Consider the following 25,866-nt stretch of genomic DNA (forward strand, 5'->3'; position numbering starts at 1 on the left):
AATATGTATCTTGCAATTTGTTATGCATGCATAATATTTTATAAAAATTCAACAATGAAATACAAACATATTTTTGAGCCGTTAGATTTAGGTTTCACTACTTTAAAAAATCGAGTGTTAATGGGATCTATGCATACTGGTTTAGAAGAAGAAAAAAATGGAATTAAACGCATTGCTTCTTACTATGCAGAGCGTGCACGTGGTGGGGTAGGTTTGATTGTTACAGGAGGAATTGCACCGAATATTCAAGGATGGACAGCACCTTTTTCTGCCCGTATGAGTACAAAAAAGCATGCCCGTGAACACAAAGTAATTACAGAAGCAGTTCATAAAGAGGGCGGTAAAATATGTATGCAAATTTTACACTCAGGACGTTATGGATACCACCCATTTAATGTGGCACCTTCAAAAATCAAATCACCAATAACGCCTTTCAAACCATTTGCATTAAAGCAATCGGGAATACGAAGAACAGTAAAAGACTTTGTAAACTGTGCTAAATTATCACAAGAAGCAGGATATGATGGTGTAGAAATCATGGGGTCTGAAGGATATTTAATTAATCAGTTTATAGTAACGAGAACTAATAAAAGAACCGACGATTATGGAGGTAAGTATGAAAATAGAATTCGTTTAGCAGTAGAATTGGTTCGAAAAATTAGAGAAGCTGTTGGAGAGAACTTTATCATTATCTATCGTTTATCGATGCTAGATTTGGTAGAACAAGGAAGTTCTTGGGAAGAAGTAGTACAGTTAGGAAAAGAAATAGAAAAAGCTGGGGCTACTATTATCAATACAGGTATTGGATGGCATGAAGCACGAATTCCTACTATTGCAACCTCAGTACCTAGAGCTGCGTTTACTTGGGTAACCAAAAAAATGAAAGAAGAACTATCTATTCCATTAGTTACTTCTAACCGAATAAATATGCCAGATACTGCTGAAAAAGTTTTGGCAGAAGGACATGCAGATATGATTTCAATGGCACGCCCATTTTTAGCAGATCCAGAATGGGTAAACAAAGCTAAAGAAGAAAGAATAGATGAAATAAATACTTGTATAGCTTGTAATCAAGCTTGTTTAGACCATGCATTTCAAAAGAAAGTAGCAAGTTGCTTGGTAAACCCAAGAGCATGTCACGAAACAGAACTTAACTACAATCTAACTTCAAAAAAGAAAAAAATAGCAATTGTAGGAGCAGGACCAGCTGGTTTAGCAGCTTCAACAGTAGCAGCTCAAAGAGGGCACGATGTAACCTTATTTGATGCCGATAAAGAAACAGGAGGTCAGTTTAATATAGCAAAACAAATTCCAGGAAAAGAAGAGTTTTATGAAACCATTCGTTACTTTAATAAGCAATTAGAATTGCATAAGGTAAATGTAAAGTTAAACACAAGGGTTACTGCTGAAGATTTATACAATGGTAATTTTGATGAGGTTGTTTTAGCAACTGGAATTACACCGAGAACCCCAAGAATAGAAGGGGTTGATCATGAAAAAGTATTGAGTTATATTGATGTTGTGAAATTAAAGAAACCTGTAGGTAAACGTGTTGCGGTTATTGGAGCGGGAGGAATTGGTTTTGACGTTTCAGAATATTTAGCTCATGAAGGAGAGAGTACTTCTCAAAATATAGATGCTTGGTTAAAGGAATGGGGTATTGATAAAACATTAAAATCACGTGCAGGAATAGAAGGTGTTACTCCTGAAGTTCATCCTTCACCAAGAGAAATATATATGTTTAAACGTAGTTCAGGAAAGTTTGGAGGAAATTTAGGAAAAACTACAGGATGGATTCATCGTTCAGTATTAAAAAGAAAAAAAGTACAATTTATAAATGAAGTACAGTATACAAAAATAGATGATGAAGGTTTACACTATGTTCAAAATGAAGAACAAAAAGTATTACCAGTTGATAATGTGATTATTTGTGCAGGTCAAGTTCCATTTAAAGAATTGTTAGAGCCATTAGAAGCCAAAGGAATGAAAGTACATGTAATTGGAGGAGCTGATGTTGCGGCAGAATTAGATGCAAAGAGAGCCATAAACCAAGGAAGTAGATTAGCTGCTGAACTCTAGTAGTATATAAATTTAAAATCACTAAAAAAGTCTTGCCAATGCAAGACTTTTTTTATGCGTAAAACTACAGTGAATAAGTCTAAATAATTACCGATATTTGTAGCTCACATTTTATTGAAAAAAGTAAATTATGGCAATGAACAAAAACACTGTCCTAGGTTGGGCAACGCTTATAATGGTATTAATGGGGGTTTTACTTATTGGATTAGCAGTATTTAAATATGATGAAATAGCAGGGTATGGATTTGGAGCTGTTGGTTTAGGTTTTTTTGCAAATGCATGGGTGTTTAATGCCCTAAAAGGAAGAGTTTAATTAAAGAAAATATAGAGAAATGAGCGACGATAAAAAAGTCATTTTTTCAATGAATAAGGTCTCTAAGACCTACCAAAGTACAGGAAAACAGGTTCTTAAAGATATCTATTTAAGTTTCTTTTATGGAGCTAAAATTGGTATTTTAGGTTTAAACGGTTCAGGTAAGTCTACTTTGTTAAAAATTATAGCAGGAGTAGAAAAAAACTACCAAGGAGATGTTACGTTCTCTCCAGGTTATAAAGTAGGATATTTAGAACAAGAACCTCAGTTAGACGAAGATAAAACCGTTTTAGAAGTTGTTAAAGAAGGAGTAGCAGAAACAGTTGCTATTTTAGATGAATACAACAAAATAAACGATATGTTTGGCTTAGAAGAAGTATATTCTGATGCAGATAAGATGCAAAAGTTAATGGATCGTCAAGCTGAACTACAAGATAAGATTGATGCTTCTAATGCATGGGAATTAGATACTAAGTTAGAAATAGCGATGGATGCTTTGCGTACGCCAGAAGGAGATAAGAAAATCGGAGTATTATCTGGAGGAGAGCGTCGTCGTGTTGCCTTATGTCGTTTATTATTACAAGAACCAGAAATTTTATTATTAGATGAGCCTACCAACCACTTAGATGCAGAATCTGTACATTGGTTAGAGCATCATTTAGCACAATATAAAGGAACGGTAATTGCAGTAACACACGACCGTTATTTCTTAGATAACGTTGCAGGTTGGATTTTAGAATTGGATAGAGGTGAAGGTATTCCATGGAAAGGAAACTATTCATCTTGGTTAGACCAAAAATCTAAACGTTTAGCTCAAGAAAGTAAAACAGCCTCTAAGCGTCAAAAAACTTTAGAACGAGAGTTAGAATGGGTACGTCAAGGAGCAAAAGGTCGTCAAACAAAGCAAAAAGCACGTTTGAAGAACTATGAAAAGTTAATGAGTCAAGATCAGAAGCAGACGGAAGAAAAATTAGAAATATACATTCCTAATGGTCCTCGTTTAGGAACGAACGTAATAGAAGCTACAGGTGTTTCTAAAGCTTATGAAGACAAATTATTATACGAAAATTTAGAGTTCAACCTACCACAAGCCGGAATTGTAGGAATTATTGGTCCGAACGGAGCTGGTAAAACCACTATTTTTAGAATGATCATGGGAGAAGAAACTCCTGATGCGGGAAGCTTTAAAGTAGGGGAAACAGCTAAAATAGCTTATGTAGATCAGTCACATTCTAATATTGACCCAGAAAAATCTATTTGGGAGAACTTCTCTGAAGGTCAAGATTTAGTGATGATGGGAGGTAAACAAGTAAATTCAAGAGCTTATTTAAGTCGTTTCAACTTCTCGGGAAGTGAGCAAAATAAAAAAGTAGCAACCTTATCAGGAGGGGAGCGTAACCGTTTGCATTTAGCAATGACGTTAAAGGAAGAAGGTAACGTATTGTTATTAGATGAGCCAACAAACGATTTAGATGTAAATACTTTACGAGCTTTAGAAGAAGGTTTAGAAAATTTTGCAGGATGTGCTGTGGTAATTTCGCACGATAGATGGTTTTTAGATCGTATTTGTACACATATCTTAGCTTTCGAAGGAGATAGTCAAGTGTATTTCTTTGAAGGTTCTTTCTCTGATTATGAAGAGAACAAGAAGAAGCGTTTAGGAGGAGATTTAATGCCTAAGCGAATTAAATATAAGAAGTTAATCAGGTAAATAAAACATTTATAAAATAAAACTCGAAGCTATTAACTTCGAGTTTTTCTTTTTCAATAACAATCATCCCCTCAAATTGCAAAACTGTTTTAGTAGATAGTTTTCCATAGTAGTAGTTATTATGTTAATGTTTTGTTAGTAACAACTATTATGCCGAAATGAAAAATATTCAATAAAAATAGAATTAAATATTTTTTTTAAATGTTTCAAAGGGTTTTAAATGTAAAAAAAATAAATAATTAACTAAGTTTAACAAAATTTAAAATTTGCTGTGATAAAAAAAACAATAAAAATAATTGTAATAATAGTAGTCCTATTTTCGGTCTTAATTTTGAGTCTGAACTATATAGCAGCAGGTAAAATTGAAAAAAAACTGACAGAAACCTTAGTTAAAAAACATATTAATTATACAGGAAAAGTAAAAGCTAATGTATTATTAGGTAATATTAGTATTGATGATTTTTTTTTAGAAAAAGATAGTATACATCTTAAAATAAATAACTTAAGTGTAAAAGGAGTTTCTTATTATGCTTACTTTATTAAAGATAAACTATCAATCGATAAAATAGTCTTAAATAGTTCTATTATAAAAGGAAAAATACCTAAAGATATATTTAATGCTAAGGAAAAAGATACCACACATAAAAAAAAGAGAATGCCAATAACTATTGATGAGTTAGAAATTAAAAATTCAGCTTTAGCTATTATAAATGATAAAAATTACCCTATTACTATAGATAACTATAGGTTAAAACTTACAAAATTAGAATACTCAAAAGATTTAAAAACGACAATTCCTTTTCTATATGAAAAAATTTCATTGAAGCTTAATGCTTTTGATGCACAGGGTTCAGAAATTCAATCTTATAGCATAGCTAATCTTAAATTGGAGGATAATTTTCTTAAACTTGATAGTGTGAAAATTACTCCTCTTAAACCTAGAAAGAACTACATATATCATGTTCCTTATGAAAAGGATATATTAGATTTATTTATTAAAAAAATAGAAGTACCTAAAATAAAATTAACAAATAAAAAAAAGTTACTTTTTACTATTGACAAAATATTAATAAGTGATGGAGACTTTGGTGTATACCTAGATGCAACAGTTCTTAATCATAGAAACAAAAGAAAAGACTTATATAGTAAGAGTCTAAGAGAACTACCAATTAATTTTGTAATTGATAGTATTAAAATAAAGGATACTAAAATTACTTATGAAGAGCTAACTAATAAGGAAAGAAAAGCAGGATTGGTAAGTTTTGAAAACATTGATGCAATTGTAACTAACTTGACAAATGTTAAAATAAAAGATAGCATTCCAACTACAATTGTTAAGATTAAAAGTGACTTTATGGGAACATCTCCTTTATCAATTGATTGGAGATTCAATATAGCAGATGTTAATGATGCTTTTACAATTAAAGGAAAACTTTATGAAGTAAGTTCAAAAAATATAAACTCATTTATAGAGCCTGCACTAAATATAAAGTGCGAAGGTAAAATAGATAAGCTGTTTTTTAATTTTTATGGTAATGATAATTTTTCTAATGGAGATTTTGCTATAGCATTTAAAAACCTTGAGTTGAAAATGCTCAATAAGCAAAAAGGAGTAAAAAAAGTAGTTTCTTGGTTAGCTAATTTATTTGTGAAAAATTCTTCAAAAAATAAATTAGAAAAGGTAGAAATAAAAAACTTTGAAAGAGATCAAACTCGTTCTTTTTGGAACTTTTTGTGGAAGAATGTAGAAGAGGGGTTAAGAAAATCACTTATTTAGCTAGAAAATAGGGCTCGTATTAAAAAGTAACTAGAATTCAAAAGAAGAGAGTTTCATTTATTATAATGGAATTATAAATACTTCACTATTAACAGTATTTTATTATGGATAACACTTGTATATGAACAATAGCTATAGGTACACTTCATAAAAATCAATAACAAAAAAGTAATTATAGAGAACAAAAGATAAGACATATAAAAAACAAAACCTCATTATTATATGAGGTTTAAAATATTATTTTTTAACTATGAAAAGCAGCGTTATGAACTAGCTTTCCACCACAACTCTTACATTGACCTGAATTATCTGAACCAATAGTACAACCGTTAGAACAAGTATAATGATATTGTCCTGCTGCATTTGGACCAGAAGTGGGGGGCGTTACAGGTGTTGATATTGGTGAGTTCGAAGTTTTGTTTTGGGTATTATGAAAGCCTTGGTTATGAGCAAGAGGAGTTTTACAAACAGGGCAAGAGGTGCCTTGAACACTTGAAGTTCCTCCTTTACATTTGTTAGGGCATATATAATGTGCACCTCCAATAACATTAGTAGAAATATTTCTAGTATTTGGAAGTTTTGGTATAGGACGTTCGTTTAAGGGAACCGTTAATGGGTTTAAAGGAGTTTTTTTTTCTTCTGTTTTACAAGAATAAAAACAGCATAATAAAACGAATATTGGGAGTATTTTTTTCATATTCAAATATAAAAAAACCTCGCCAAAAATGACGAGGTTATAGTTATATAAAGTTTGAGAATTTTATAAGTGGATTACTTCATCATAAGCGTCAGCAACAGCTTCCATAACAGCTTCACTCATAGTTGGGTGTGGATGAATTGCTTTTAATACTTCATGACCAGTAGTTTCTAATTTACGGCCTAAAACAGCTTCAGCAATCATATCGGTAACACCAGCACCAATCATATGGCATCCTAACCATTCACCGTACTTAGCATCAAAAATAACTTTTACAAATCCGTCAGGAGTTCCAGCAGCTTTAGCCTTACCAGATGCAGAGAAAGGGAATTTACCAATCTTTAATTCGTAACCTTTTTCCTTTGCTTGCTCTTCAGTTAAACCAACAGAAGCAATCTCAGGAGTAGCATAGGTACAACCAGGAATGTTTCCATAGTCAATAGCTTCAGTATGTAAGCCAGCTATTTTTTCAACACAAGTAATTCCTTCTGCTGAAGCAACGTGTGCTAATGCCGGACCAGGAGTTACATCTCCAATCGCATAGTATCCTGGAATGTTCGTTTGGTACCAGTCGTTTACTAAGATTTTATCTCTATCAGTAATAATTCCAACATCTTCTAAACCGATGTTTTCAATATTTGTTTTAATTCCAACAGCAGATAAAATGATATCAGCTTCTAAAACTTCTTCTCCTTTTTTAGTTTTTACAGTTGCTTTTACCCCGTCACCAGACGTATCAACAGACTCTACAGAAGAACTTGTCATTACTTTAATTCCCGCTTTTTTGAAAGAACGCTCCATTTGTTTAGAAACATCTTTATCTTCAACAGGAACAATTGTTGGCATAAATTCAACAACAGTTACATCAGTTCCCATTGAGTTATAGAAGTGAGCAAACTCAACTCCAATAGCACCTGAACCTACAACAATCATCGATTTAGGTTGCGTTGGTAAGCTCATAGCTTCACGGTAACCAATTACTTTTTTACCGTCTTGAGGTAAACTTGGTAACTCACGAGAACGAGCTCCAGTAGCAATGATAATATGATCTGCCGAATACTCAGTTACTTTACCATCTTTATCAGTAACATCTACTTTTTTTCCAGGTTTAACCTTTCCAAAACCGTCGATGATATCAATTTTGTTTTTCTTCATTAAGAACTGAACACCTTTGCTCATTCCTTCAGCAACACCACGACTACGTTTAATAACAGCTTCGAAATCTTTATCGATAGCTTCTGCTTTTAAACCATACTCATCAACATGTTTTAAATAATCATATACTTGTGCAGATTTTAATAATGCTTTGGTAGGAATACATCCCCAGTTTAAGCAAATTCCACCTAAGTTTTCCTTTTCAACTACAGCGGTTTTAAACCCTAATTGAGATGCTCTAATTGCAGTTACATAACCTCCAGGACCACTTCCAATTATTAGTACGTCGTATTTCATGTTGTTTACTTTTTACTTGTTGTTTGTTAATTTATTACATTCTTTCAGGAACTTGAATTCCTAATAATTTGAATGCAGATTTTATAGTGTCAGCTACTTTTTTAGATAACTGAACTCTAAATACTTTTTTATCTTGATTTTCTTCTCCTAAAATGGATACATTTTGATAGAATGAGTTGAACTCTTTTACCAAGTCGTAGGTATAATTAGCAATCACAGCAGGCGAATAATTACTTGCTGCTTGCTGAATGACTTCAGGATATTGTTCTAATTGTTTGATTAATTCTTTTTCTTTCTCGTGTAATTCTACTGATACAGATGAAGAATAATCGAAATCAGCTTTACGTAAGATTGATTGAATTCTTGCATAAGTATATTGTACAAACGGACCTGTGTTTCCTTGGAAATCTACCGATGCTTGTGGGTCAAACAAAATTCTCTTTTTAGGATCTACCTTTAAAATGAAGTATTTTAAAGCTCCTAATCCGATAATTTTATATAATTCCTCTTTTTCCTCAGTAGAATACCCTTCTAACTTACCTAACTCTTGTGAAATTTCACGAGCTGTATTGGTCATTTCGTTCATTAAATCATCAGCATCTACTACAGTTCCTTCACGAGATTTCATTTTTCCAGAAGGTAAATCTACCATTCCGTAACTTAAGTGGAATAATTGTTTAGCCCAAGAGTATCCTAGCTTTTGTAAGATTAAGAACAACACTTTAAAGTGATAATCTTGTTCGTTACCTACGGTATATACCATTCCGTTTACATCAGGAAAATCTTTAGAACGTTGGATGGCAGTTCCAATGTCTTGGGTCATATACACCGCAGTTCCGTCTGAACGTAATACTAGTTTTTCATCTAGTCCTTCGTCAGTTAAATCACACCAAACAGAACCGTCTTCTTTTTTGAAGAAAACTCCGTTTTGTAAACCTTCCTCAATAATATCTTTTCCTAATAAATAGGTGTTACTTTCATAGTATAATTTATCAAAGTTAACTCCGATGTTTTCATAAGTAACGTCGAAACCTTTGTATACCCATCCGTTCATCATTTCCCAAAGAGCAACAACTTCCTTATCACCAGCTTCCCACTTACGTAACATTTCTTGTGCTTCAACAAATAAAGGAGCTTGCTTTTTAGCATCGTCTTCAGAAACACCAGAAGCGACTAGGTTGCTAATTTCTTTTTTATATTCTTGATCGAATTTTACATAGTAATTTCCAACCAGTTTATCGCCTTTTAATCCAGTAGATTCAGGAGTTTCTCCTTCTCCAAATTTTTTCCAAGCCAACATAGACTTACAAATATGGATACCACGATCGTTGATAATTTGTGTTTTGTAAACCTTATGTCCCGCAGCTTTTAAAATTTCTGCAACTGAATATCCTAACAAAACATTACGAACATGTCCTAAGTGCAAAGGTTTGTTCGTGTTAGGAGAAGAATATTCCACCATACGTGCATCTGTTTTGTCTTCTTTTACAAAGCCATAAGTTGCATCAGTAGCTATTTGATTAAAAAAGTTTACATAGAAAGAATCATCAACCACTAAGTTTAAAAAACCTTTTACGACATTGTAGCTAGTAATTTCGTTGATGTTCTCGACTAAATATTTTCCTAAATCTTCACCAATTTGAACAGGATTTCCTTTTTTGTACCGTAGTAATGGGAAGACAACTACTGTAATGTCACCTTCAAAATCTTTACGGGTTGCTTGAAATTCTACACTAGGAATTTCTACATCATACAAGGCTAAAAATCCTTCTTTTACTTTCGTTTCTATTAACGATTGAATATTCATTGGTTCTTTTTAATTGTCGCACAAAATTAGTGTTTTTAATTTTTTCTTCCCACGATTTGCCTTATGATTTTTTAAGACAGAATAATGTATGACTTCAAAGGTGCTTTCGTACCTTTGCACCATGGATAAAGACCTTGAAAACTTACCAAAATTAGCCAAAGACGCTTTACAAGAAAATAAGAAGTATTTTCAACGATTAAAAAAGCGTACTCCTAAACGCTTAGATTTATTAATGCAAGAATTGCATGAGGAAGAATTTGAGCGTACCGACTGTTTAGAATGTGCTAATTGTTGTAAAACGACTTCACCAATTTTTACTGAAAAAGATATAGAGCGCATTGCAAAACACTTAAAAATGAGGGTGATTGATTTTACTAATCAATATTTACAGCGAGATGAAGATAATTTCATGGTCTTACAATCTGCTCCGTGTACTTTTTTAGATGAATCAGATAATACGTGTTTTATTTATGATGTGCGTCCAAAAGCTTGCTCAGAATATCCACATACCAATCGTAAAAAGTTTATCCAATTAGCAGATTTAACTATTAAAAATACGGAGGTTTGTCCTGCAACTTACCGAATAGTAGAGGAGTTGAAAAAGAGATTACCACAATCGGGAAGTTCTAAGAAATAAGTTTTTATAGATATTTTTTCTATTTTTAGGAAAAATATATCATAGTGGAAACTCTTATACATTATTTTGAAACGATTCCTTCTAGTCATAGAAGTATTATTTTAGTTGGCGGAATTACTTTCTTTTGGTTATTGGAAGGCGCTGTACCATTATTTAGTTTTAAATACAATAAATGGAAACACGCATGGCCTAATTTATTTTTCACTGCAACTACGGTAATTATCAATTTTGTATTGGCATTCTTATTATTAAAGACAGCCGATTGGGTGCAAGCAAATGACTTTGGATTAATCAACTGGCTACCCGAAATGCCATTGTGGTTGTACGTATTGTTAGGTGTATTATTTTTAGACTTCTTCGGAGCTTATTTAGCACATTTAGTTGAACATAAAGTAAAACCTTTGTGGATGGTACATTTAGTTCACCATTCTGATCATAAAGTGGATACCACAACAGCAAACAGACATCACCCGATAGAAAGTGTAATTCGTTTTACATTTACTTTAGTAGGTGTTTTTTTAGTCGGGACTCCAATAGCTATAATAATGTTGTACCAATCAATATCGTTAGTGTTTACGCAGTTAACACATGCTAATATAAAAATGCCTAAAAAGTTAGATAAGGTATTGAGTTATGTGATTGTATCACCCGATATGCACAAAGTACATCATCATAATTTATTACCTTATACAGATTCTAACTACGGAAATATCTTTTCTATTTGGGACCGTTTATTAGGAACGTATATGGAGTTAGATAGAGAAAAAATAGTGTATGGAGTAGATACATTTCCAGATGAAGAAAAAAACTCTAGTTTAAAAGAGTTGTTAAAACAGCCGTTTCAAGGCTATCGAAAACCTACGAATTTAAAGGAGTTATAAGAAGAAAAGGAACTGTAATTTTAAAAATTTCACAGCTCCTTTTTGAGATAATTATGCAGTGAACTTTGTTATTGCTGAGGCAGTAACTTCTGCGTTAGGTGTACAATGAATACCAGCGTCTGGATAAGAAGCATCTATTGTAGAATCATAAAGTGCACCTGTTTTATCCCAACATGTATATTGAAGATTTCCAGTATAATGACCTCCTTGAGTTTCTTTTAATTGAGTGTTATTTAACTCATTAACACCTTTTTGTAGTAAAATATTTTTTAACATAATTTAAAATTTATTTGGTTAATAATTTTTCAGTTTATATGGGGGTACCCATGCCATAATTAGTACCATTTGTTGGAGCTTTATAAGTGTTATCGTACGCATAACAAGAAGTAGTTGGAGATGAAAGGTCTACAGGAGATAAAAAAAATGTACTACCTGAGTTGTTTCGAAAACACTTCCATGTAATGTGTGATCTAGCTTTGTCAATGTTAACTATATGACCACCTACTAGTTCCTTTTGTTCAACTGTGTTTAATTTTTGAACACCGTTTAACTTTAAAATGCTTTTTTTCATAATAATATAAATTTGATTGTTAATAATATTAAAAGTTAAAGAATAACAGTTTTTATAAAAAATTAGAATACTTCTAGTAATCTCACAATACTTAACGTTCTCATTTTATATTGAAAATAAAAGAAGGTTATCTACCTTATTGAATTACAGGTTGACAATATTCATACCCTTGAAAGTCTTCAACACCAGGATTTCCAACGTTATAAATAATATCATATTGAGAAGTAATTCTGTTCCAACATCTCCATGACACTACAGTTTTAAGAGGAGAAAGAGGAGTTGTATTTGCCATTCCTCCATTTAGAGGAATTTTAGCTCCTCCATATATGTTTTTTTGATTTTTTTTAGATAATAGTTGAAAACTTTTTAAGTTTAAAATTCTTTTTTTCATAATAATATAAATTTGATTGTTAATAATGATTCAAACCTAAAAAGTTTTTAAAAAAGGTTACGAATTAACTTTGTAAAGGATAGGAATTAATTTATAAAGAGGTATTTTTTAGGTTAAAAAAGGGTTTTACCTGTGTTTTAAATAGCTGTTTAACTGGTGTTTGTGTTTTTTAGTTCATGTAAATTTGATTTCATAATTAACCCCGAAAACTATTATTTTATGAAACAACTACAAAACTTTGTATTAGTAAGCGTCGCCTCTGATGCTACAAGCATGGCAAAAAGAAGACACAGCAAACGAACTGTTAAACAACAAAAACTTAGAGGTAAAAGAGATTTTCTCGAAACTTAGGGAAAGGAATAACGATGAAGATAATGGTATGATAGCATTCAGAAATGAAGGCGAGTCATTACGATTGGTATTTTCTAGAAGTTTAGAAGAAGATTTCATTATCTCAGAAGACATATCCCTAAGAGACTATATTGCAAAGGAATTAGGTAAAACTAATGTTACTTTACAAGCAAATAAATACGTTGTAGATTATTCTCGTTTTAAAAACGGAGAGGTTTTAATACCTCTAAAAAAATTAAAAAACTAACTAATCAAACGAATAAATTCTTAGTAGATGCTAAGGATTTTAAAAAATAAGAAAAAATGAAAAAACAAAATTTTTTATGGATGGCAGTAATGTGTTTTACATTACTTTTTAGCTGTCAAAGTGAAGAAATAATTGAAAATGAATCAAAAAAAGAAGAATTACAATTAGCAAAAGGAAGTACAGTAACTATTAATCATACGTACGATTATTATGGGAAACAATTTAAAATATCTTATGTATATAATGAAGAAAGTGGAGAAGTATTGAAGGCAGATGGAGATGTAGATTTTGCTCAAGAAATTTTTGGTAACGAAGAAAAAGCTCCAAAATCATTGTTTTTTAATAATCCAGAAGAAGGAAGCACTGATATTGAAGTAAAAGTTTTCGATAATACAGAAGACTTAAAAAAATACACCTCAAAAGTAGCAGAAGGTTTCCCAGGAGATCAAGTTTCAACAGAAGGGAAGTCATCAAAATGTAATAGCTATGATGTGTATGGCTCGGGTAACTTTTATTTCTATAAACATGCCTACTATAACACAGAAATGACAGGCATGAGAAGGCAAAAACGCTATTATTACAGAGACCATTGGGTTGGGTCAGGAAATAACGACCAATTATCTTCTTTAAAAATTAGAAAACCAACTTATAGACGACAAGTAGTATATTTATACCAACACTCTTGTTATGGAGGAAAAGTTATAGGCTTTTATTCACCAACAGGTTATTTAGGGTTAAACGTAGGGAATCTTAAATGGTACACCATGTCTGGTTGGTGGTGGTGGAAGAAGTCTTGGAACGACCAGGTTTCTTCTACATCAGGCTGGGCTTGGTAATAAAATAAACGATATCGTATTTAGTTGCTTGTAAAATAATAAAAGAACCTCAGAAGATTTTTCTTCTGAGGTTTTATAATTGTTTTTGGTCTTTATGTTTCTCAATCAACTCCAATACTTTCTTCCCTCTGGCTTTACAACCTTTACTTTCATGAATCACTTTTGTTCGAATAATATGTTCCAGTTCAGGATGTACCCAGTCTTTTTGTAAACCAAATAAATATAAAGTATTCATGGTGTAGGCTTTAACTGCTATTTTTTGATCGGTAATTAACCAATCGAATCCAGTTTCTATAATTAAATCGATATCAGTTTCTGTTAACTGTTCTTTTATACCATTGGTTGTTTTTGAGGAAAAAGCAGTTGCTAAATGTTCACAAATTTTAGCACAAGGTCTTATAGCGCTATCAAAGTGTACTCTATATATATTTTTTGTAAAAATAGGGAGATAAGGAATAATATATTCAATTCCATTATGTGTACAAATCCATTCCAGTACCCAAGCAGCTTTAATAGATAGTTTATTATCAACATCGAAAGTAACATCAACTAAAAACTTTACTAATTCAGGTTGCTTTAATACAATATTTGCAGCATTATTTCTGTTTACTCTAGCAGGATAATCAACATTTTCTAGCACAGAAATTAAAAAATCAAGACTCATATTGGTATGGTTTATGTAAATTTGAATTGTAAAAGAAATTATAGCATGATAAATATAAAAAGGATATTTTCAACAACACTTTTGTTATCGGTATTTTTTATAACAGCTACTCAAGCACAAAAAATAAATAAATTTGATACTAATGGAAAGAGGCATGGAGTTTGGAAAAAATATTATGATGATAATAAAAACAAAATAAGATATTCAGGAGAGTTTAAAAATGGAAAAGAGATAGGTACATTTAATTTTTATGAACCTAATTCTTACGGAATTCCTTCTATGACTAAAGAGTTTTCTGCAAAATCCGATAGTGCCTTTGTGCAATTTTTTACGCCTAACGGAAAAATAAAAACAAAAGGATGGATGATAGGAAAAAAACGAGTAGGAAAATGGACGTATTATTTTTCTGATGGAAAACTTTTTTCAGAAGAAGAATATGCTAACGGTAAATTAGATGGAGTTTTAAAAAACTACTATAGAAATGGTAAATTAACTGAAGAAAGTATTTATAAAAATGGTAAGAAAAATGGACTTTCTAAGATTTTTACTGAAGAAGGAGTGATGATTGAAGAAGTGTATTATGTAAATGGTAAATTAGAAGGAGAAGGGAAATACTACGATTTAAAAGGAGATTTAAAAGAAAAAGGGATGTATAAAAATGGTAAGAGAGATGGTAAATGGCAATTTTACATGGATGGAGAAGTAGTTACCGACAAGAGAAAGAAAAAAGCGTTTTCAATTCCTAAAAATTAAATTATAAATATTAATAATTTAAATAACATTAGAAAAGAAAATAAACTGAGCCTTATCAGAGATTAGAATTCATCAATTTTAGTAATGAAGCCATCAATTATTTCCATAATATAAACATTTATTATTTCGTAAATTTGCAGCTTCAAAAGTATAAAATGAAAAGAGTAGTAGTAGGACTTTCAGGAGGCGTAGATAGTAGTGTAACAGCGTATTTACTAAAAGAACAGGGATACGAAGTTATTGGATTGTTCATGAAGAACTGGCACGATGATTCAGTAACCATTTCTAATGAATGTCCATGGTTAGAAGATAGTAACGACGCCATGATTGTTGCAGAAAAATTAGGAATTCCATTTCAAACAGTTGATTTAAGCGAACAATACAAAGAGCGTATTGTTGATTATATGTTTAATGAATATGAAAAAGGACGTACACCTAATCCTGATGTATTATGTAATCGAGAAATTAAGTTTGATGTGTTTATGGATATCGCGTTAAGTTTAGGAGCTGATTATGTAGCAACAGGGCATTACTGTAGAAAAGCAGAAGAAATAATTGATGGAAAGCCTGTATACAAGTTATTAGCAGGAAAAGATACGAATAAAGATCAATCATACTTTCTATGTCAATTATCGCAAGAACAATTATCTAAAGCGTTATTTCCTATTGGAGAATTGACAAAACCAGAAGTTCGTGAAATAGCCAAAGAAGCAGATTTAATTACAGCTGATAAAAAAGACAGTCAAGGCTTGTGTTTTATAGGAAAAGTAAGACTTCCAGATTTTTTACAACAAAAACTACAACCGAAAGAAGGAGATATTGTCCGAATTCCAGATGAATTTGAGCAGTACAATCGTTTAGTTCCAGAATTTGAGAATAAAGAAGCGGAGTTAGCATATTTTTCAACGAAGTTCTCTTATAATAAAGAAGATGGAAAAGTAGTAGGTAAACATCAAGGCGCACATTATTTCACCAAAGGACAACGTAAAGGGTTAGCAGTTGGAGGAACCAAAGAACCATTGTTTGTGATTGAAACCGATGTAGATACCAACATTATTTATACAGGAGAAGGAAAAAATCACCAAGGATTGTATCGAAGTGTATTATTTGTATCAAATGAAGAACTACACTGGGTGCGTGAAGATTTAGCTTTACAAACTGGTGAATCTATGGAAGTAGAGGCGCGTATTCGTTACCGACAACCATTAGAAAAAGCTACTCTGTATAAAGTAGATAACGGAATTTATGTTGAATTTGAAAATCCACAATCGGCTATTCAAGAAGGGCAGTTTGTTGCTTGGTATAAAAATGAAGAGCTATTAGGTTCTGGTGTGATTTCTTAAAAAGGGAAAAAATAAAACTATGAAAAAGATATTCTTATTATTGTTGGTGTTCATAAATATTAATGGATATTCACAGAAAGACTCTATTATAAACTATTTAGACAAGAAAGGTAATATAATCAACAATAAGGAGAAAGCAATGTCTTTTGAAATTATTACTAAGAGTGCAGATTCATTATGGTTGGTAAGGAAGTATAAACGTAGCGGAAAACTATATAACTATACACATTATCTAACAAAGGAGAAAAAGATTAAAATAGGAGAGTCAGTTTCGTTCAATAAAAATGGAAAAATATCAGCATTAACTTTCTACAATAAAAAAGGTAAAAGAAATGGGAGAATACAAACATGGTTCGATAATGGGAATAAGGATATTGAAGGAGTTTATATAGATGGTAAGAGAGAAGGAGTATGGAAAATTTACCATTATAATGGTAAATTGGCAGGTAGAGGAATCGCCAAAAGCGATTCGATAATTAAAACAACTTATTATAATGACAAGGGAGAAAAGATTGATGATTTAAAAAACATTATAAAAGAAAAGAGACCAACTTTTAAAGGGGGTAAGGATAAATATTACAAGCAACTTAAAAAGTTAACAAGTAAGATAAGTTACAAAGTTAAAGGTCAGATTATAGTTGAATATGTAATTGATATAAAAGGAGCAGTAAGAGATGTTACCATCAATGAAAAGGTTCCTAAAAAGTTAGAAAATGAAATTGTTCGTTTTTTTGAAAACTTAAAAGGGTGGGAGCCAGCGATACATATGAATAGAAAGATTCCTTTCAACTTTTCTCAACCATTAAACTTCAGAGGATAAAAATGCAAAATAGAATTACCAAACTATTTAATATACAGTATCCAATTGTTCAAGGTGGAATGATTTGGGTTTCAGGATGGAAGCTAGCTTCTGCAGTGTCAAATGCAGGTGGATTAGGATTAATTGGAGCAGGATCTATGTATCCAGAAGTACTTCGTGAACACATTCAAAAATGTAAAAAAGGAACAGATAAACCTTTCGGGGTAAATGTGCCAATGTTGTATCCTGATATAGAGAAAATCATGGATATTATTGTTGAGGAAGGGGTGAAAATTGTGTTTACTTCCGCAGGTAATCCAAAAACATGGACCTCTTTTTTAAAGGAAAAAGGAATTACGGTGGTGCATGTAGTGAGTTCAGTAAAATTTGCCTTAAAAGCAGAAGCAGCTGGAGTAGATGCTGTAGTATGTGAAGGATTTGAAGCTGGAGGTCATAACGGACGAGAAGAAACTACTACGTTTACGTTAATTCCTATGGTTAAAGAACAAGTGAAAATTCCAGTAATTGCCGCAGGAGGTATCGGATCGGGTAGAGGAATGTTAGCAGCAATGGTGTTGGGAGCAGACGGAGTGCAAATAGGAAGTCGTTTTGCAGCTACGGTAGAATCTTCAGCACATGACAACTTCAAGAAAACTATTGTAGATGTAAAAGACGGTGGTACACAACTAACGTTAAAGGAATTAGCTCCTGTACGTTTGGTAAAAAACAAGTTCTTTCAAGAAGTACAGGAATTATATCAACAAAACCCAACGGTAGAACAATTAAAAGAATTGTTAGGACGTGCGCGTGCTAAGAGAGGTATGTTTGAAGGAAACTTGGACGATGGAGAACTAGAAATAGGTCAAGTAGCAGGGCTTATCCATGAAATTAAACCAGCAAAAGAAGTGTTAGAAGCAATTGTAGAAGAATATCAGCAAGTGAAAAAAGAACAGTTGTTTTAATCGCAGAGCGATTGCCAAAAAAAATAGAAACGTCATTCCGACGAGGTAGGAGGAGGAATCTTATAAAGATGAGTTATAAACATGCTCTTATCGTACTAACGAATGAAAATTAAGGTAAAACAAAATAATAATGCTTAAACAATTAATCAGTATTCTGTTTTTAATTATAGGCATTTACCAGCTATTTAAGTTAGTTAATTTAATTGAAAGCAATAAGGAGTCTTTTAATATATTTATAGGTTACAGTAAAAATAAGTTATCCTATCCAAAAGGTTCAGAGATGTTCATCAAGTTATTTTTTAGATACTTTTTACTTTTTTAATTAGCATGTTTATATTTAGTCAACTTGTTTAGCTTTCCTAAAAGAGACGTGAATTAATAATTAGATTTTTTTAATCAGTACTTTACAAGGATAAATCTAATACTATTTTCAACACTTTTGAGAACTAACAAATTTCTCTTTAATAATTTGTGCCACAGGTTTATTTTCAATCTTACTTTCAAGCCAAGAAAGGATGTCTAAATATAAAAAAGCTCTTTTTTCATAAGGATGATTCTCATAAACCTTAAGGCGACTGTGTACTTTTTTTAACTCCTTTTTTATTTGGTGCGGATATACATCTCCCAATGCTTTTATAGAAGAAATAAACTCTTTTTGAACCTCTTGTAAATTTTCCATTTTTAGTAAAAAACGATAAGTGTCTTTAAACTGTCGTTCCAAATCATAATCCAAGCCACATTCGTAATGAGCAATTAAAGAAAGCACCCTAGCAAAACACTGTAAATCGTTAGCTACTTGAATATTTTTAGGTTTAATGATCTTATTTAAATACAAAATACACTCTTTGTTTTTACCCATACCAAAGTACAAACAAGCAATTTTATAGTAAAATACAACGATATGATGATTATCAAGACGATCCTTATAACTATTAATCTTATCATTAATAATAGCTACTAAATATTCACCCTCAGAAAAACTACCCTCTAAGAAATGTAAGTGCAATTTGTTAGCATAATAATATAGAAAAGTTAAGATTTCAGTATTGCTATTTTGCGGAATACTTTTTTCTTTAATTTCCTTTTCAAATAAAGAAAGCTCTTCTTTAAACTTATCATAATGCTTTATAAAAAATAAGCTCTCTAATAAGTAGTTTTTTCCTTTTAAATAAAAAACAGGATGCAAAGAAATATTCTTAGTATCATGCTTAAATAAATCTACCCATTTGTTAGCATACTTATAACACTGTAAAAAATCCTGCGTTAAAAAGCTATGCCACAAATGTGCTTTGTATAACCATAATTTTTCTCTAAAACCCAAGTCTTCATACGTATATTCAGGAAGTTTAGAGTAAAAATAAGTATTCACTCCTTGCAGCTCTTCATCGTTTTTTACGTAGCCATTTTTCAGCAACGTACCATACAATTGTAATGACAGATTAGATAACTTACTAGCAATAACATTTTGCATACTAAGCTCTTTTGCTTGAACAGTTAATTCGTCAGAACGTGTATCAATACTTCGGGTTATATACTGACTTTCAATAACCTTTTCAAGCTCAACAATTTCATAGGCAATATTCTTCTCTTCATTCTCAACCGCCATATTTTTTGCTTTGTCAAGCAGCTTTAAACTCTGTTTGTATAGTCCTTTTTGATATAAAACAGTAGCAAAATCTAACTGCTCACGTATTTGAATTCGAATGTTTTTATGAGAAGGATTCATACGAAGACTAATAAGTATTTGCTTGTATAAATGTGCTTTTAAGTTAGATAATTGCTGTTTACTAACCACACCGCTATCTATAATGGCCCTTTCGTTATAACTCTTTTGTTTTTCAAGCAATTTAAAAAGCGCAAAAAATTTCGCATCTACATTACCCCCTAAACGACCAACATATAAATTAAACTGACGTTTTTCTGACTTTGATAAAGACTTAATCAAAACAAACAAAGCATCATTTTGTTGATTGGAGAATGTAATTGGTTTACGCATAACTTTTTGTTTTTCAGTGTTTTGTTTTTGTTTTTTGTTGTTTTGATATCGTAACTAACCCATTAAAAAAGAGCTTGCTAGAAAAGCCAATATATACATTTGGTTTTTATTTTGATAATCATAGTTAGATTTATGCAAAGCGATAAAATTCAAATTTTCGATACCACATTACGAGACGGAGAGCAAGTCCCAGGATGTAAATTAGATACCCAACAAAAACTAATTATTGCAGAAAGACTCGATTTTTTAGGAGTTGATGTAATAGAAGCAGGTTTCCCAGTATCAAGCCCAGGAGATTTTACATCAGTACAAGAAATAGCTAAATTGGTTAAAAATGCTGCTGTTTGCGGATTAACAAGAGCCGTTAAAAAAGACATAGAAGTAGCAGCAGATGCTTTAAAGTTTGCTAACAAGCCTAGGATTCATACGGGGATTGGTACCAGTGATTCACATATTCAGTATAAATTTAATGCTTCGAAAGAAGAAGTGATTAGGCGAGCAAAAGAAGCTGTTTCGTATGCTAAAAACTTTGTAGGCGATGTGGAGTTTTATGCAGAAGATGCAGGTAGAACCGATAATGCTTTTTTAGCCAAAGTTTGTGAAGAAGTTATAAAATCAGGAGCAACAGTGTTGAATATTCCAGATACTACAGGGTATTGTTTACCTGAAGAATACGGAGCAAAAATTAAATACCTAAAAGACAATGTTAAAGGTATTGAAAATGTAATTATTTCTTGTCACTGCCATAACGATTTAGGATTGGCTACTGCAAATTCTATTGCAGGAGCTATCAATGGTGCACGTCAGATAGAATGTACGGTTAACGGAATAGGAGAGCGAGCAGGAAATACAGCATTAGAAGAGGTGGTGATGATTTTAAAGCAGCATCCATATTTAAATCTTCAAACAGATATCAATACCAAATTATTGTACGATACAAGTATGATGGTTCGCGAGCGTATGGGAATGCCTGTACAACCAAATAAAGCTATTGTAGGAGCAAATGCCTTTGCTCATAGTTCAGGAATTCATCAAGATGGAGTAATCAAGAACCGTGAAACCTATGAAATTATTGATCCAGCAGATGTAGGAGTTACAGAAAGTGCTATTGTATTAACTGCAAGAAGCGGAAGAGCAGCCTTAGCATACCGAGCAAAAAAGATAGGGTATGAGCTGACTAAAATTCAGTTAGATACAGCTTATAAAACATTCTTACAGTTTGCTGACAGACAAAAAGAAGTAATCGACGAAGACATTCATCAGATTATGAAACAAGTAAATAAAATTTCAAAAATAGCCATAGCTTAATGGGAAAGACATTATTTGATAAAGTATGGGATGCGCATGTGGTAGACACTGTTAAAGACGGACCGCAGATTTTATATATAGACAAACATTTAATTCATGAAGTAACGAGTCCGCAAGCATTTAATGAGTTAAAAGAGCGTAAGATTCCGATTGCACGACCAGACAAAACAGTAGCAACAGCCGATCATAATACGCCAACCGTAAATCAACATTTACCCATAAAAGACAAACTGTCAAGGCATCAACTAGAGCAGTTAACACAAAACTGTAAAGAAAATGATATTACTTTATATGGTTTAGGACATCGATATAATGGAATTGTACATGTAATGGCTCCCGAGTTAGGAATTACGCAACCAGGAATGACTATGGTTTGTGGAGATAGTCATACATCAACACACGGTGCTTTTGGTACCATTGCTTTTGGTATTGGAACAAGCCAAGTAGCTCAAGTATTTGCAAGTCAATGTTTGTTATTAGAAAAGCCAAAAAGTTTGCGTGTAAATGTAAACGGTAAGTTGAAAAAAGGAGTGCTACCTAAAGATGTAATCTTGTATATCATAGCACAATTAGGAACAAATTCAGGTACAGGATACTTCTGCGAATATGCAGGAAATGTGTTTGAAGAAATGTCTATGGAAGGACGTATGACTGTGTGTAATATGAGTATTGAAATGGGAGCCAGAGGCGGTATGATTGCTCCTGATGAAACCACTTTTGAATATGTAAAAGGACGTGAGTTTGCACCAAAAGGAGACGAGTTTGATAACAAAGTAGCCTATTGGAAAACATTAAAGACTGATAAAAGTGCAAAATTTGATAAAGAATACACTTTTAAGGCAGAAGACATAGAACCAATGCTTACCTACGGAACCAACCCAGGAATGGGAATAAAAATTTCAGAAAATATTCCCCAGTTTAATGATGTTTCCTTTGAAAAGTCATTACAATATATGAACTTTCAAAAAGGAGCATCATTAATAAATACGCCCGTTAACTATGTATTTATTGGAAGTTGCACAAACTCAAGAATAGAAGATTTTAGAGTTGCAGCAGACTATATAAAAGGAAAACAAAAAGCAGCAAATGTAAATGCGTGGTTAGTACCAGGTTCTCAACAAGTAGCAAAACAAATAAAGCTAGAAGGCTTACAAGAAGTTTTTGAAGCAGCAGGATTTCAATTACGACAACCAGGATGTTCAGCATGTTTAGCAATGAATGACGATAAAATACCAGAAGGAGAATACTGTGTATCAACTTCAAACAGAAACTTTGAAGGACGTCAGGGACAAGGAGCAAGAACCATTTTAGCAAGTCCGTTAATGGCAGCTGCTACAGCTGTTGAAGGAAAAATTACTGACTTTACAAAAGAATTAAACTAATGGAGAAATTTGTTAAACTAATAGATACCGCAGTACCACTACCAACCGAGAATATAGATACCGATCAAATTATACCTGCACGATTTTTAAAATCAACCAATAAAGAAGGATTCGGAGATAATGTATTTAGAGATTGGCGTTACAAAAAGAACGGAAGTATAAATGAAGACTTTGTTTTAAACAACAAAAATTATACTGGAAGTATCTTGATAGCAGGAGATAATTTTGGCTGTGGTTCAAGTAGAGAACATGCTGCATGGGCATTAGCGGGTTACGGATTTAAAGTAGTTATCAGTAGTTTTTTTGCGGATATATTTAAAGGAAATGCACTTAACAATGGAATATTACCAGTACAAGTACCCAAAGAATATTTAGCAAAACTGTTAAAAAAAGTAACTGAATTACCAGATACAACCATTATAGTAGATTTAGAAAATCAAACACTAAAAACACCTATAGGTAATGTAGATTTTGAAATCAATCCATACAAAAAGCTATGTATGATAAATGGTTACGACGATATAGATTTTTTAATCAGTAAAAAAGATACAATAACAGCTTTTGAAGCAACAATGAAATAAAAGTAAAAAGATGAAGTACAATATAACGGTAATACCAGGAGATGGAATAGGACCAGAAGTAACAGAACAGGCAAAAAAAGTGCTTAGAGCTGTTGGTAATGTGTTTGACCACACATTTTTATTTACAGAAACATTAATGGGAGCCTGTGCTATTGATAAAACAGGAAACCCGTTGCCAGATGAAACCATTGAATTGTGTAAAAAGAGTGATGCTATTTTATTTGGAGCTATTGGAGATCCAAAATACGATAATGACCCTACAGCAAAAGTACGTCCAGAACAAGGATTATTACGTTTAAGAAAAGAATTAGGATTGTTTTGTAATGTGCGTCCAGTAAAAGCATATGACACGTTACTTCATAATTCACCATTAAAGAAAGATAGAATTGAAGGAACCGATATTACTATTTATAGAGAATTGACTGGAGGAATTTATTTTGGAATTAAAGAGTTGAGTGACGACGGACAACATGCTTTTGACGGTTGTTCATACACCGTAGAAGAAATTGAACGAATGGCGCATTTAGCCTTTCAAGCAGCTCAAAAAAGACGTAAAAAACTAACATTGGTAGATAAAGCTAATGTATTAGAAACGTCAAGGTTATGGCGTAAAGCAGTAACAGCATTGGCAACACAATATCCAGATGTTGAAGTTGATTTCTTATTTGTAGATAATGCTGCAATGCAATTAATTTTAAATCCAAAACAGTTTGATGTAATTCTAACAGAAAATCTTTTCGGAGACATACTTTCAGATGAAGCAAGCGTTATAGGAGGTTCTATAGGTTTGTTAGCATCTGCTTCAGTAGGAAAAGAAAATGCACTATTTGAGCCTATTCATGGATCTTTTCCACAAGCAAAAGGAAAAGATATTGCAAATCCGTTAGCATCTATTTTATCGGCAGCAATGTTATTAGAGCATTTAGGTTTAATGCAAGAAGCTAAAGTAGTAGAAGTAGCCGTTCAAAAATCATTAGAATTAGGAATTACTACCGAAGATATCAATTCAGAGAATCCATTTTCTACTAGTAAAGTAGGAGATTTTATTGCGGACTACATCTATAATCAAGAAGATAGTGATATGAACTTCCAAAACATACACATGGGTCAAAGCACTATTATATAAGTTATAAATACTGTAAATTAACCGTAAACTTCCTTTAACCATTTCTGTTAAAGGAAGTTTTGTTTTTAAGTAATTGATATCGTGTTTTTTAATTGTTTAAAAAACCGCTTATTTGTTTGGTATTTAATATTTTATGATTTTTCTGTTTAAATATTCTTTTTTTTAACGTTTTTTTAGGTTTTATTTTAAATATTTAGTTCTAAAGTGTAGATTTACAGTGAATTATAAAACCCTTCATATTATGAAAAAAACAAAGTTAGCCCTAATTATGGGCTTGTCAGTAGGTGTGTTCTTCACCTCATGTTCAAGTGAAAACGAACAAATTAAAGAGCCGGATGCTATACTACAATATAGCGATAACCCAGGGCTCAAACCTGTACCTCAAGAGGTTGTTGATGCTGCAGCTAAATTAGAGTTAAATGTAGATCATATTCGTTATGATAATTTTTACTTTCCTGACGGAACATCAGAAGTGCGCTTATTTTTAGAAGAAGATGTAGTAATGACAGAACAAGAGTTATTTACTTTAGCAAAGGCTAAGGATGATAATCAATCTGGACGTCAATACTCAACCAATAACTTAGTATCTCAAGGTAGAAATATTTCTATTATAGGATATACAGGTGGTGGTGGATATGGTCTTTCTAGTAAAGAGCAAACAGCACTACAATGGGCGGTAGATAATTACAATAATTTAAGCGGAGTATCTATTAGTTTTACTTTAAGTTTTGGAACTGATTATTCCAATAAAGATATGGTAGTTTATCGTAATCCAAATCAATCTGGATCAGGTGGTAGCGCAGGTTTTCCAAGTGGAGGTTTACCTTACAAGTGGGTGCAAATCTACGGATTATCAGGGTACACAACAAATGTAAACGAGCATGTAATTACACATGAAATAGGACATTCAGTAGGATTTAGACATACTGATTGGTTTAGCCGTCAAAGTTGTGGACAAAACACTAACGAAGGAACTGCTGGTGTAGGAGCTAACCATGTGTCTGGTACACCAACAGGATACGATTCAACTTCAGTTATGTTAGCTTGCTTTAGCTCTAACGAAGACGGAGAGTTTAATGGTAACGATATTACAGCATTACAAAACATGTACTAAGAAATAACTAACCTTAATACATATTTTTAAACCACCGAATTAAAGTCGGTGGTTTTTTATTGTTTATATTCCTTAGTTTATCATTTAT

Annotated in this window: 25 protein-coding genes; 17 read left to right on the top strand and 8 right to left on the bottom strand. The window is 32.2% G+C overall.

Going from position 1 to position 25,866, the window contains the following annotated elements; genetic code table 11:
* Positions 1–54 precede the first annotated feature (54 nt).
* The 4 genes from D6200_RS01805 (at position 55) to D6200_RS01820 (ending at position 5,880) form a co-directional block, all read left to right on the top strand.
* A complete protein-coding gene (locus D6200_RS01805) occupies positions 55–2,079 on the top strand; it encodes an NADPH-dependent 2,4-dienoyl-CoA reductase (protein ID WP_047789095.1) in 2,025 nt (674 codons plus the stop codon).
* Between the two features lie 136 nt (positions 2,080–2,215).
* A complete protein-coding gene (locus tag D6200_RS01810; RefSeq protein WP_239180883.1) occupies positions 2,216–2,392 on the top strand; it encodes a CAL67264 family membrane protein in 177 nt (58 codons plus the stop codon).
* A 19-nt stretch (positions 2,393–2,411) separates the two neighbouring features.
* A complete protein-coding gene (gene ettA, locus D6200_RS01815; RefSeq protein ID WP_073183757.1) occupies positions 2,412–4,103 on the top strand; it encodes an energy-dependent translational throttle protein EttA in 1,692 nt (563 codons plus the stop codon).
* Positions 4,104–4,434: 331 nt separating this feature from the next.
* The gene (locus tag D6200_RS01820) at positions 4,435–5,880 is read left to right on the top strand and encodes a hypothetical protein (protein WP_073183754.1); all 1,446 of its coding nucleotides are present in this window, start codon (positions 4,435–4,437) and stop codon (positions 5,878–5,880) included.
* A gap of 244 nt (positions 5,881–6,124) precedes the next feature.
* On the opposite strand, the gene D6200_RS01825 is transcribed toward D6200_RS01820, so the two are convergent.
* From D6200_RS01825 to argS, 3 genes are all read right to left on the bottom strand, one after another.
* Positions 6,125–6,577, bottom strand: coding sequence for a hypothetical protein (locus D6200_RS01825; protein ID WP_047789091.1), 453 nt, complete (start codon positions 6,575–6,577; stop codon positions 6,125–6,127).
* Positions 6,578–6,640: 63 nt separating this feature from the next.
* Positions 6,641–8,029: a dihydrolipoyl dehydrogenase gene (gene lpdA / locus D6200_RS01830; RefSeq protein WP_073183753.1), complete on the bottom strand. Its 1,389-nt coding sequence runs from the start codon at positions 8,027–8,029 to the stop codon at positions 6,641–6,643.
* 34 nt (positions 8,030–8,063) lie between these two features.
* Entirely contained in the window at positions 8,064–9,836 is a 1,773-nt protein-coding gene (gene argS, locus D6200_RS01835) for an arginine--tRNA ligase (protein WP_073183751.1), read from the bottom strand.
* A 121-nt stretch (positions 9,837–9,957) separates the two neighbouring features.
* On the opposite strand from argS, the gene D6200_RS01840 reads away from it, so the two are divergent.
* The gene (locus D6200_RS01840) at positions 9,958–10,473 is read left to right on the top strand and encodes a YkgJ family cysteine cluster protein (RefSeq protein WP_073183749.1); all 516 of its coding nucleotides are present in this window, start codon (positions 9,958–9,960) and stop codon (positions 10,471–10,473) included.
* A 44-nt stretch (positions 10,474–10,517) separates the two neighbouring features.
* On the top strand, positions 10,518–11,354 hold the full coding sequence (locus D6200_RS01845; RefSeq protein ID WP_073183747.1) for a sterol desaturase family protein: 837 nt from the start codon (positions 10,518–10,520) through the stop codon (positions 11,352–11,354).
* A 51-nt stretch (positions 11,355–11,405) separates the two neighbouring features.
* Here the strand turns inward: D6200_RS01845 and D6200_RS01850 are convergent, their stop codons facing one another.
* From D6200_RS01850 to D6200_RS01860, 3 genes are all read right to left on the bottom strand, one after another.
* Positions 11,406–11,630: a hypothetical protein gene (locus D6200_RS01850; RefSeq protein WP_073183744.1), complete on the bottom strand. Its 225-nt coding sequence runs from the start codon at positions 11,628–11,630 to the stop codon at positions 11,406–11,408.
* A 34-nt stretch (positions 11,631–11,664) separates the two neighbouring features.
* Complete coding sequence (locus tag D6200_RS01855) at positions 11,665–11,925, bottom strand: hypothetical protein (protein WP_073183742.1); 261 nt, start codon at positions 11,923–11,925, stop codon at positions 11,665–11,667.
* Positions 11,926–12,061: 136 nt separating this feature from the next.
* Positions 12,062–12,316 (bottom strand): hypothetical protein, encoded by a 255-nt coding sequence (locus tag D6200_RS01860; protein ID WP_073183740.1) that lies wholly within the window; start codon positions 12,314–12,316, stop codon positions 12,062–12,064.
* 262 nt (positions 12,317–12,578) lie between these two features.
* Between D6200_RS01860 and D6200_RS01865 the strand changes: the two genes are divergently transcribed.
* Positions 12,579–12,914, top strand: a complete 336-nt coding sequence (locus tag D6200_RS01865; protein ID WP_073183737.1) for a hypothetical protein — start codon at positions 12,579–12,581, stop codon at positions 12,912–12,914.
* Positions 12,915–12,970: 56 nt separating this feature from the next.
* Positions 12,971–13,750, top strand: coding sequence for an ABC transporter permease family protein (locus D6200_RS01870; RefSeq protein ID WP_073183735.1), 780 nt, complete (start codon positions 12,971–12,973; stop codon positions 13,748–13,750).
* A gap of 73 nt (positions 13,751–13,823) precedes the next feature.
* Here the strand turns inward: D6200_RS01870 and D6200_RS01875 are convergent, their stop codons facing one another.
* Entirely contained in the window at positions 13,824–14,414 is a 591-nt protein-coding gene (locus D6200_RS01875) for a hypothetical protein (protein ID WP_073183733.1), read from the bottom strand.
* Between the two features lie 45 nt (positions 14,415–14,459).
* Between D6200_RS01875 and D6200_RS01880 the strand changes: the two genes are divergently transcribed.
* From D6200_RS01880 to D6200_RS01895, 4 genes are all read left to right on the top strand, one after another.
* Complete coding sequence (locus tag D6200_RS01880; protein ID WP_073183731.1) at positions 14,460–15,167, top strand: toxin-antitoxin system YwqK family antitoxin; 708 nt, start codon at positions 14,460–14,462, stop codon at positions 15,165–15,167.
* Between the two features lie 155 nt (positions 15,168–15,322).
* Positions 15,323–16,510 (top strand): tRNA 2-thiouridine(34) synthase MnmA, encoded by a 1,188-nt coding sequence (gene mnmA / locus D6200_RS01885; RefSeq protein WP_073183729.1) that lies wholly within the window; start codon positions 15,323–15,325, stop codon positions 16,508–16,510.
* A gap of 19 nt (positions 16,511–16,529) precedes the next feature.
* Positions 16,530–17,330 carry a toxin-antitoxin system YwqK family antitoxin gene (locus tag D6200_RS01890; protein ID WP_047789080.1) on the top strand — a complete coding sequence of 267 codons (801 nt, stop codon included), beginning with the start codon at positions 16,530–16,532 and terminating at the stop codon, positions 17,328–17,330.
* A gap of 2 nt (positions 17,331–17,332) precedes the next feature.
* Entirely contained in the window at positions 17,333–18,271 is a 939-nt protein-coding gene (locus D6200_RS01895) for an NAD(P)H-dependent flavin oxidoreductase (RefSeq protein WP_073183727.1), read from the top strand.
* Positions 18,272–18,701: 430 nt separating this feature from the next.
* Here D6200_RS01895 and D6200_RS01900 read toward each other — a convergent pair whose 3' ends face one another.
* Positions 18,702–20,267, bottom strand: coding sequence for a hypothetical protein (locus D6200_RS01900; protein ID WP_073183724.1), 1,566 nt, complete (start codon positions 20,265–20,267; stop codon positions 18,702–18,704).
* Between the two features lie 132 nt (positions 20,268–20,399).
* Between D6200_RS01900 and D6200_RS01905 the strand changes: the two genes are divergently transcribed.
* From D6200_RS01905 to D6200_RS01925, 5 genes are all read left to right on the top strand, one after another.
* Positions 20,400–21,575, top strand: coding sequence for a 2-isopropylmalate synthase (locus D6200_RS01905; RefSeq protein ID WP_073183722.1), 1,176 nt, complete (start codon positions 20,400–20,402; stop codon positions 21,573–21,575).
* A complete protein-coding gene (leuC, locus tag D6200_RS01910) occupies positions 21,575–22,957 on the top strand; it encodes a 3-isopropylmalate dehydratase large subunit (RefSeq protein ID WP_073183719.1) in 1,383 nt (460 codons plus the stop codon). The genes D6200_RS01905 and leuC overlap by 1 nt, the downstream gene beginning before the upstream one ends.
* The gene (gene leuD / locus D6200_RS01915) at positions 22,957–23,538 is read left to right on the top strand and encodes a 3-isopropylmalate dehydratase small subunit (RefSeq protein WP_073183717.1); all 582 of its coding nucleotides are present in this window, start codon (positions 22,957–22,959) and stop codon (positions 23,536–23,538) included. The genes leuC and leuD overlap by 1 nt, the downstream gene beginning before the upstream one ends.
* Positions 23,539–23,548: 10 nt before the next feature.
* Positions 23,549–24,664 carry a 3-isopropylmalate dehydrogenase gene (gene leuB, locus D6200_RS01920; protein WP_073183714.1) on the top strand — a complete coding sequence of 372 codons (1,116 nt, stop codon included), beginning with the start codon at positions 23,549–23,551 and terminating at the stop codon, positions 24,662–24,664.
* 241 nt (positions 24,665–24,905) lie between these two features.
* Positions 24,906–25,778: a M57 family metalloprotease gene (locus D6200_RS01925; protein ID WP_047789074.1), complete on the top strand. Its 873-nt coding sequence runs from the start codon at positions 24,906–24,908 to the stop codon at positions 25,776–25,778.
* The last annotated feature ends 88 nt before the right edge of the window (positions 25,779–25,866 follow it).

The sequence above is a fragment of the Tenacibaculum mesophilum genome (assembly GCF_003867075.1).
GTDB lineage: Bacteria > Bacteroidota > Bacteroidia > Flavobacteriales > Flavobacteriaceae > Polaribacter > Polaribacter mesophilus.

Excerpts from the sequence above, each read along its gene's own strand:
- D6200_RS01805 (WP_047789095.1), top strand. The coding sequence starts at position 55 with ATGAAATACAAACATATTTTTGAGCCGTTAGATTTAGGTTTCACTACT.
- D6200_RS01810 (WP_239180883.1), top strand. The coding sequence starts at position 2,216 with ATGAACAAAAACACTGTCCTAGGTTGGGCAACGCTTATAATGGTATTA.
- ettA (WP_073183757.1), top strand. The coding sequence starts at position 2,412 with ATGAGCGACGATAAAAAAGTCATTTTTTCAATGAATAAGGTCTCTAAG.
- D6200_RS01825 (WP_047789091.1), bottom strand. The coding sequence starts at position 6,577 with ATGAAAAAAATACTCCCAATATTCGTTTTATTATGCTGTTTTTATTCT.
- lpdA (WP_073183753.1), bottom strand. The coding sequence starts at position 8,029 with ATGAAATACGACGTACTAATAATTGGAAGTGGTCCTGGAGGTTATGTA.
- argS (WP_073183751.1), bottom strand. The coding sequence starts at position 9,836 with ATGAATATTCAATCGTTAATAGAAACGAAAGTAAAAGAAGGATTTTTA.
- D6200_RS01840 (WP_073183749.1), top strand. The coding sequence starts at position 9,958 with ATGGATAAAGACCTTGAAAACTTACCAAAATTAGCCAAAGACGCTTTA.
- D6200_RS01850 (WP_073183744.1), bottom strand. The coding sequence starts at position 11,630 with ATGTTAAAAAATATTTTACTACAAAAAGGTGTTAATGAGTTAAATAAC.
- D6200_RS01855 (WP_073183742.1), bottom strand. The coding sequence starts at position 11,925 with ATGAAAAAAAGCATTTTAAAGTTAAACGGTGTTCAAAAATTAAACACA.
- D6200_RS01860 (WP_073183740.1), bottom strand. The coding sequence starts at position 12,316 with ATGAAAAAAAGAATTTTAAACTTAAAAAGTTTTCAACTATTATCTAAA.
- D6200_RS01865 (WP_073183737.1), top strand. The coding sequence starts at position 12,579 with ATGCTACAAGCATGGCAAAAAGAAGACACAGCAAACGAACTGTTAAAC.
- D6200_RS01870 (WP_073183735.1), top strand. The coding sequence starts at position 12,971 with ATGAAAAAACAAAATTTTTTATGGATGGCAGTAATGTGTTTTACATTA.
- D6200_RS01875 (WP_073183733.1), bottom strand. The coding sequence starts at position 14,414 with ATGAGTCTTGATTTTTTAATTTCTGTGCTAGAAAATGTTGATTATCCT.
- D6200_RS01880 (WP_073183731.1), top strand. The coding sequence starts at position 14,460 with ATGATAAATATAAAAAGGATATTTTCAACAACACTTTTGTTATCGGTA.
- mnmA (WP_073183729.1), top strand. The coding sequence starts at position 15,323 with ATGAAAAGAGTAGTAGTAGGACTTTCAGGAGGCGTAGATAGTAGTGTA.
- D6200_RS01890 (WP_047789080.1), top strand. The coding sequence starts at position 16,530 with ATGAAAAAGATATTCTTATTATTGTTGGTGTTCATAAATATTAATGGA.
- D6200_RS01895 (WP_073183727.1), top strand. The coding sequence starts at position 17,333 with ATGCAAAATAGAATTACCAAACTATTTAATATACAGTATCCAATTGTT.
- D6200_RS01900 (WP_073183724.1), bottom strand. The coding sequence starts at position 20,267 with ATGCGTAAACCAATTACATTCTCCAATCAACAAAATGATGCTTTGTTT.
- D6200_RS01905 (WP_073183722.1), top strand. The coding sequence starts at position 20,400 with ATGCAAAGCGATAAAATTCAAATTTTCGATACCACATTACGAGACGGA.
- leuC (WP_073183719.1), top strand. The coding sequence starts at position 21,575 with ATGGGAAAGACATTATTTGATAAAGTATGGGATGCGCATGTGGTAGAC.
- leuD (WP_073183717.1), top strand. The coding sequence starts at position 22,957 with ATGGAGAAATTTGTTAAACTAATAGATACCGCAGTACCACTACCAACC.
- leuB (WP_073183714.1), top strand. The coding sequence starts at position 23,549 with ATGAAGTACAATATAACGGTAATACCAGGAGATGGAATAGGACCAGAA.
- D6200_RS01925 (WP_047789074.1), top strand. The coding sequence starts at position 24,906 with ATGAAAAAAACAAAGTTAGCCCTAATTATGGGCTTGTCAGTAGGTGTG.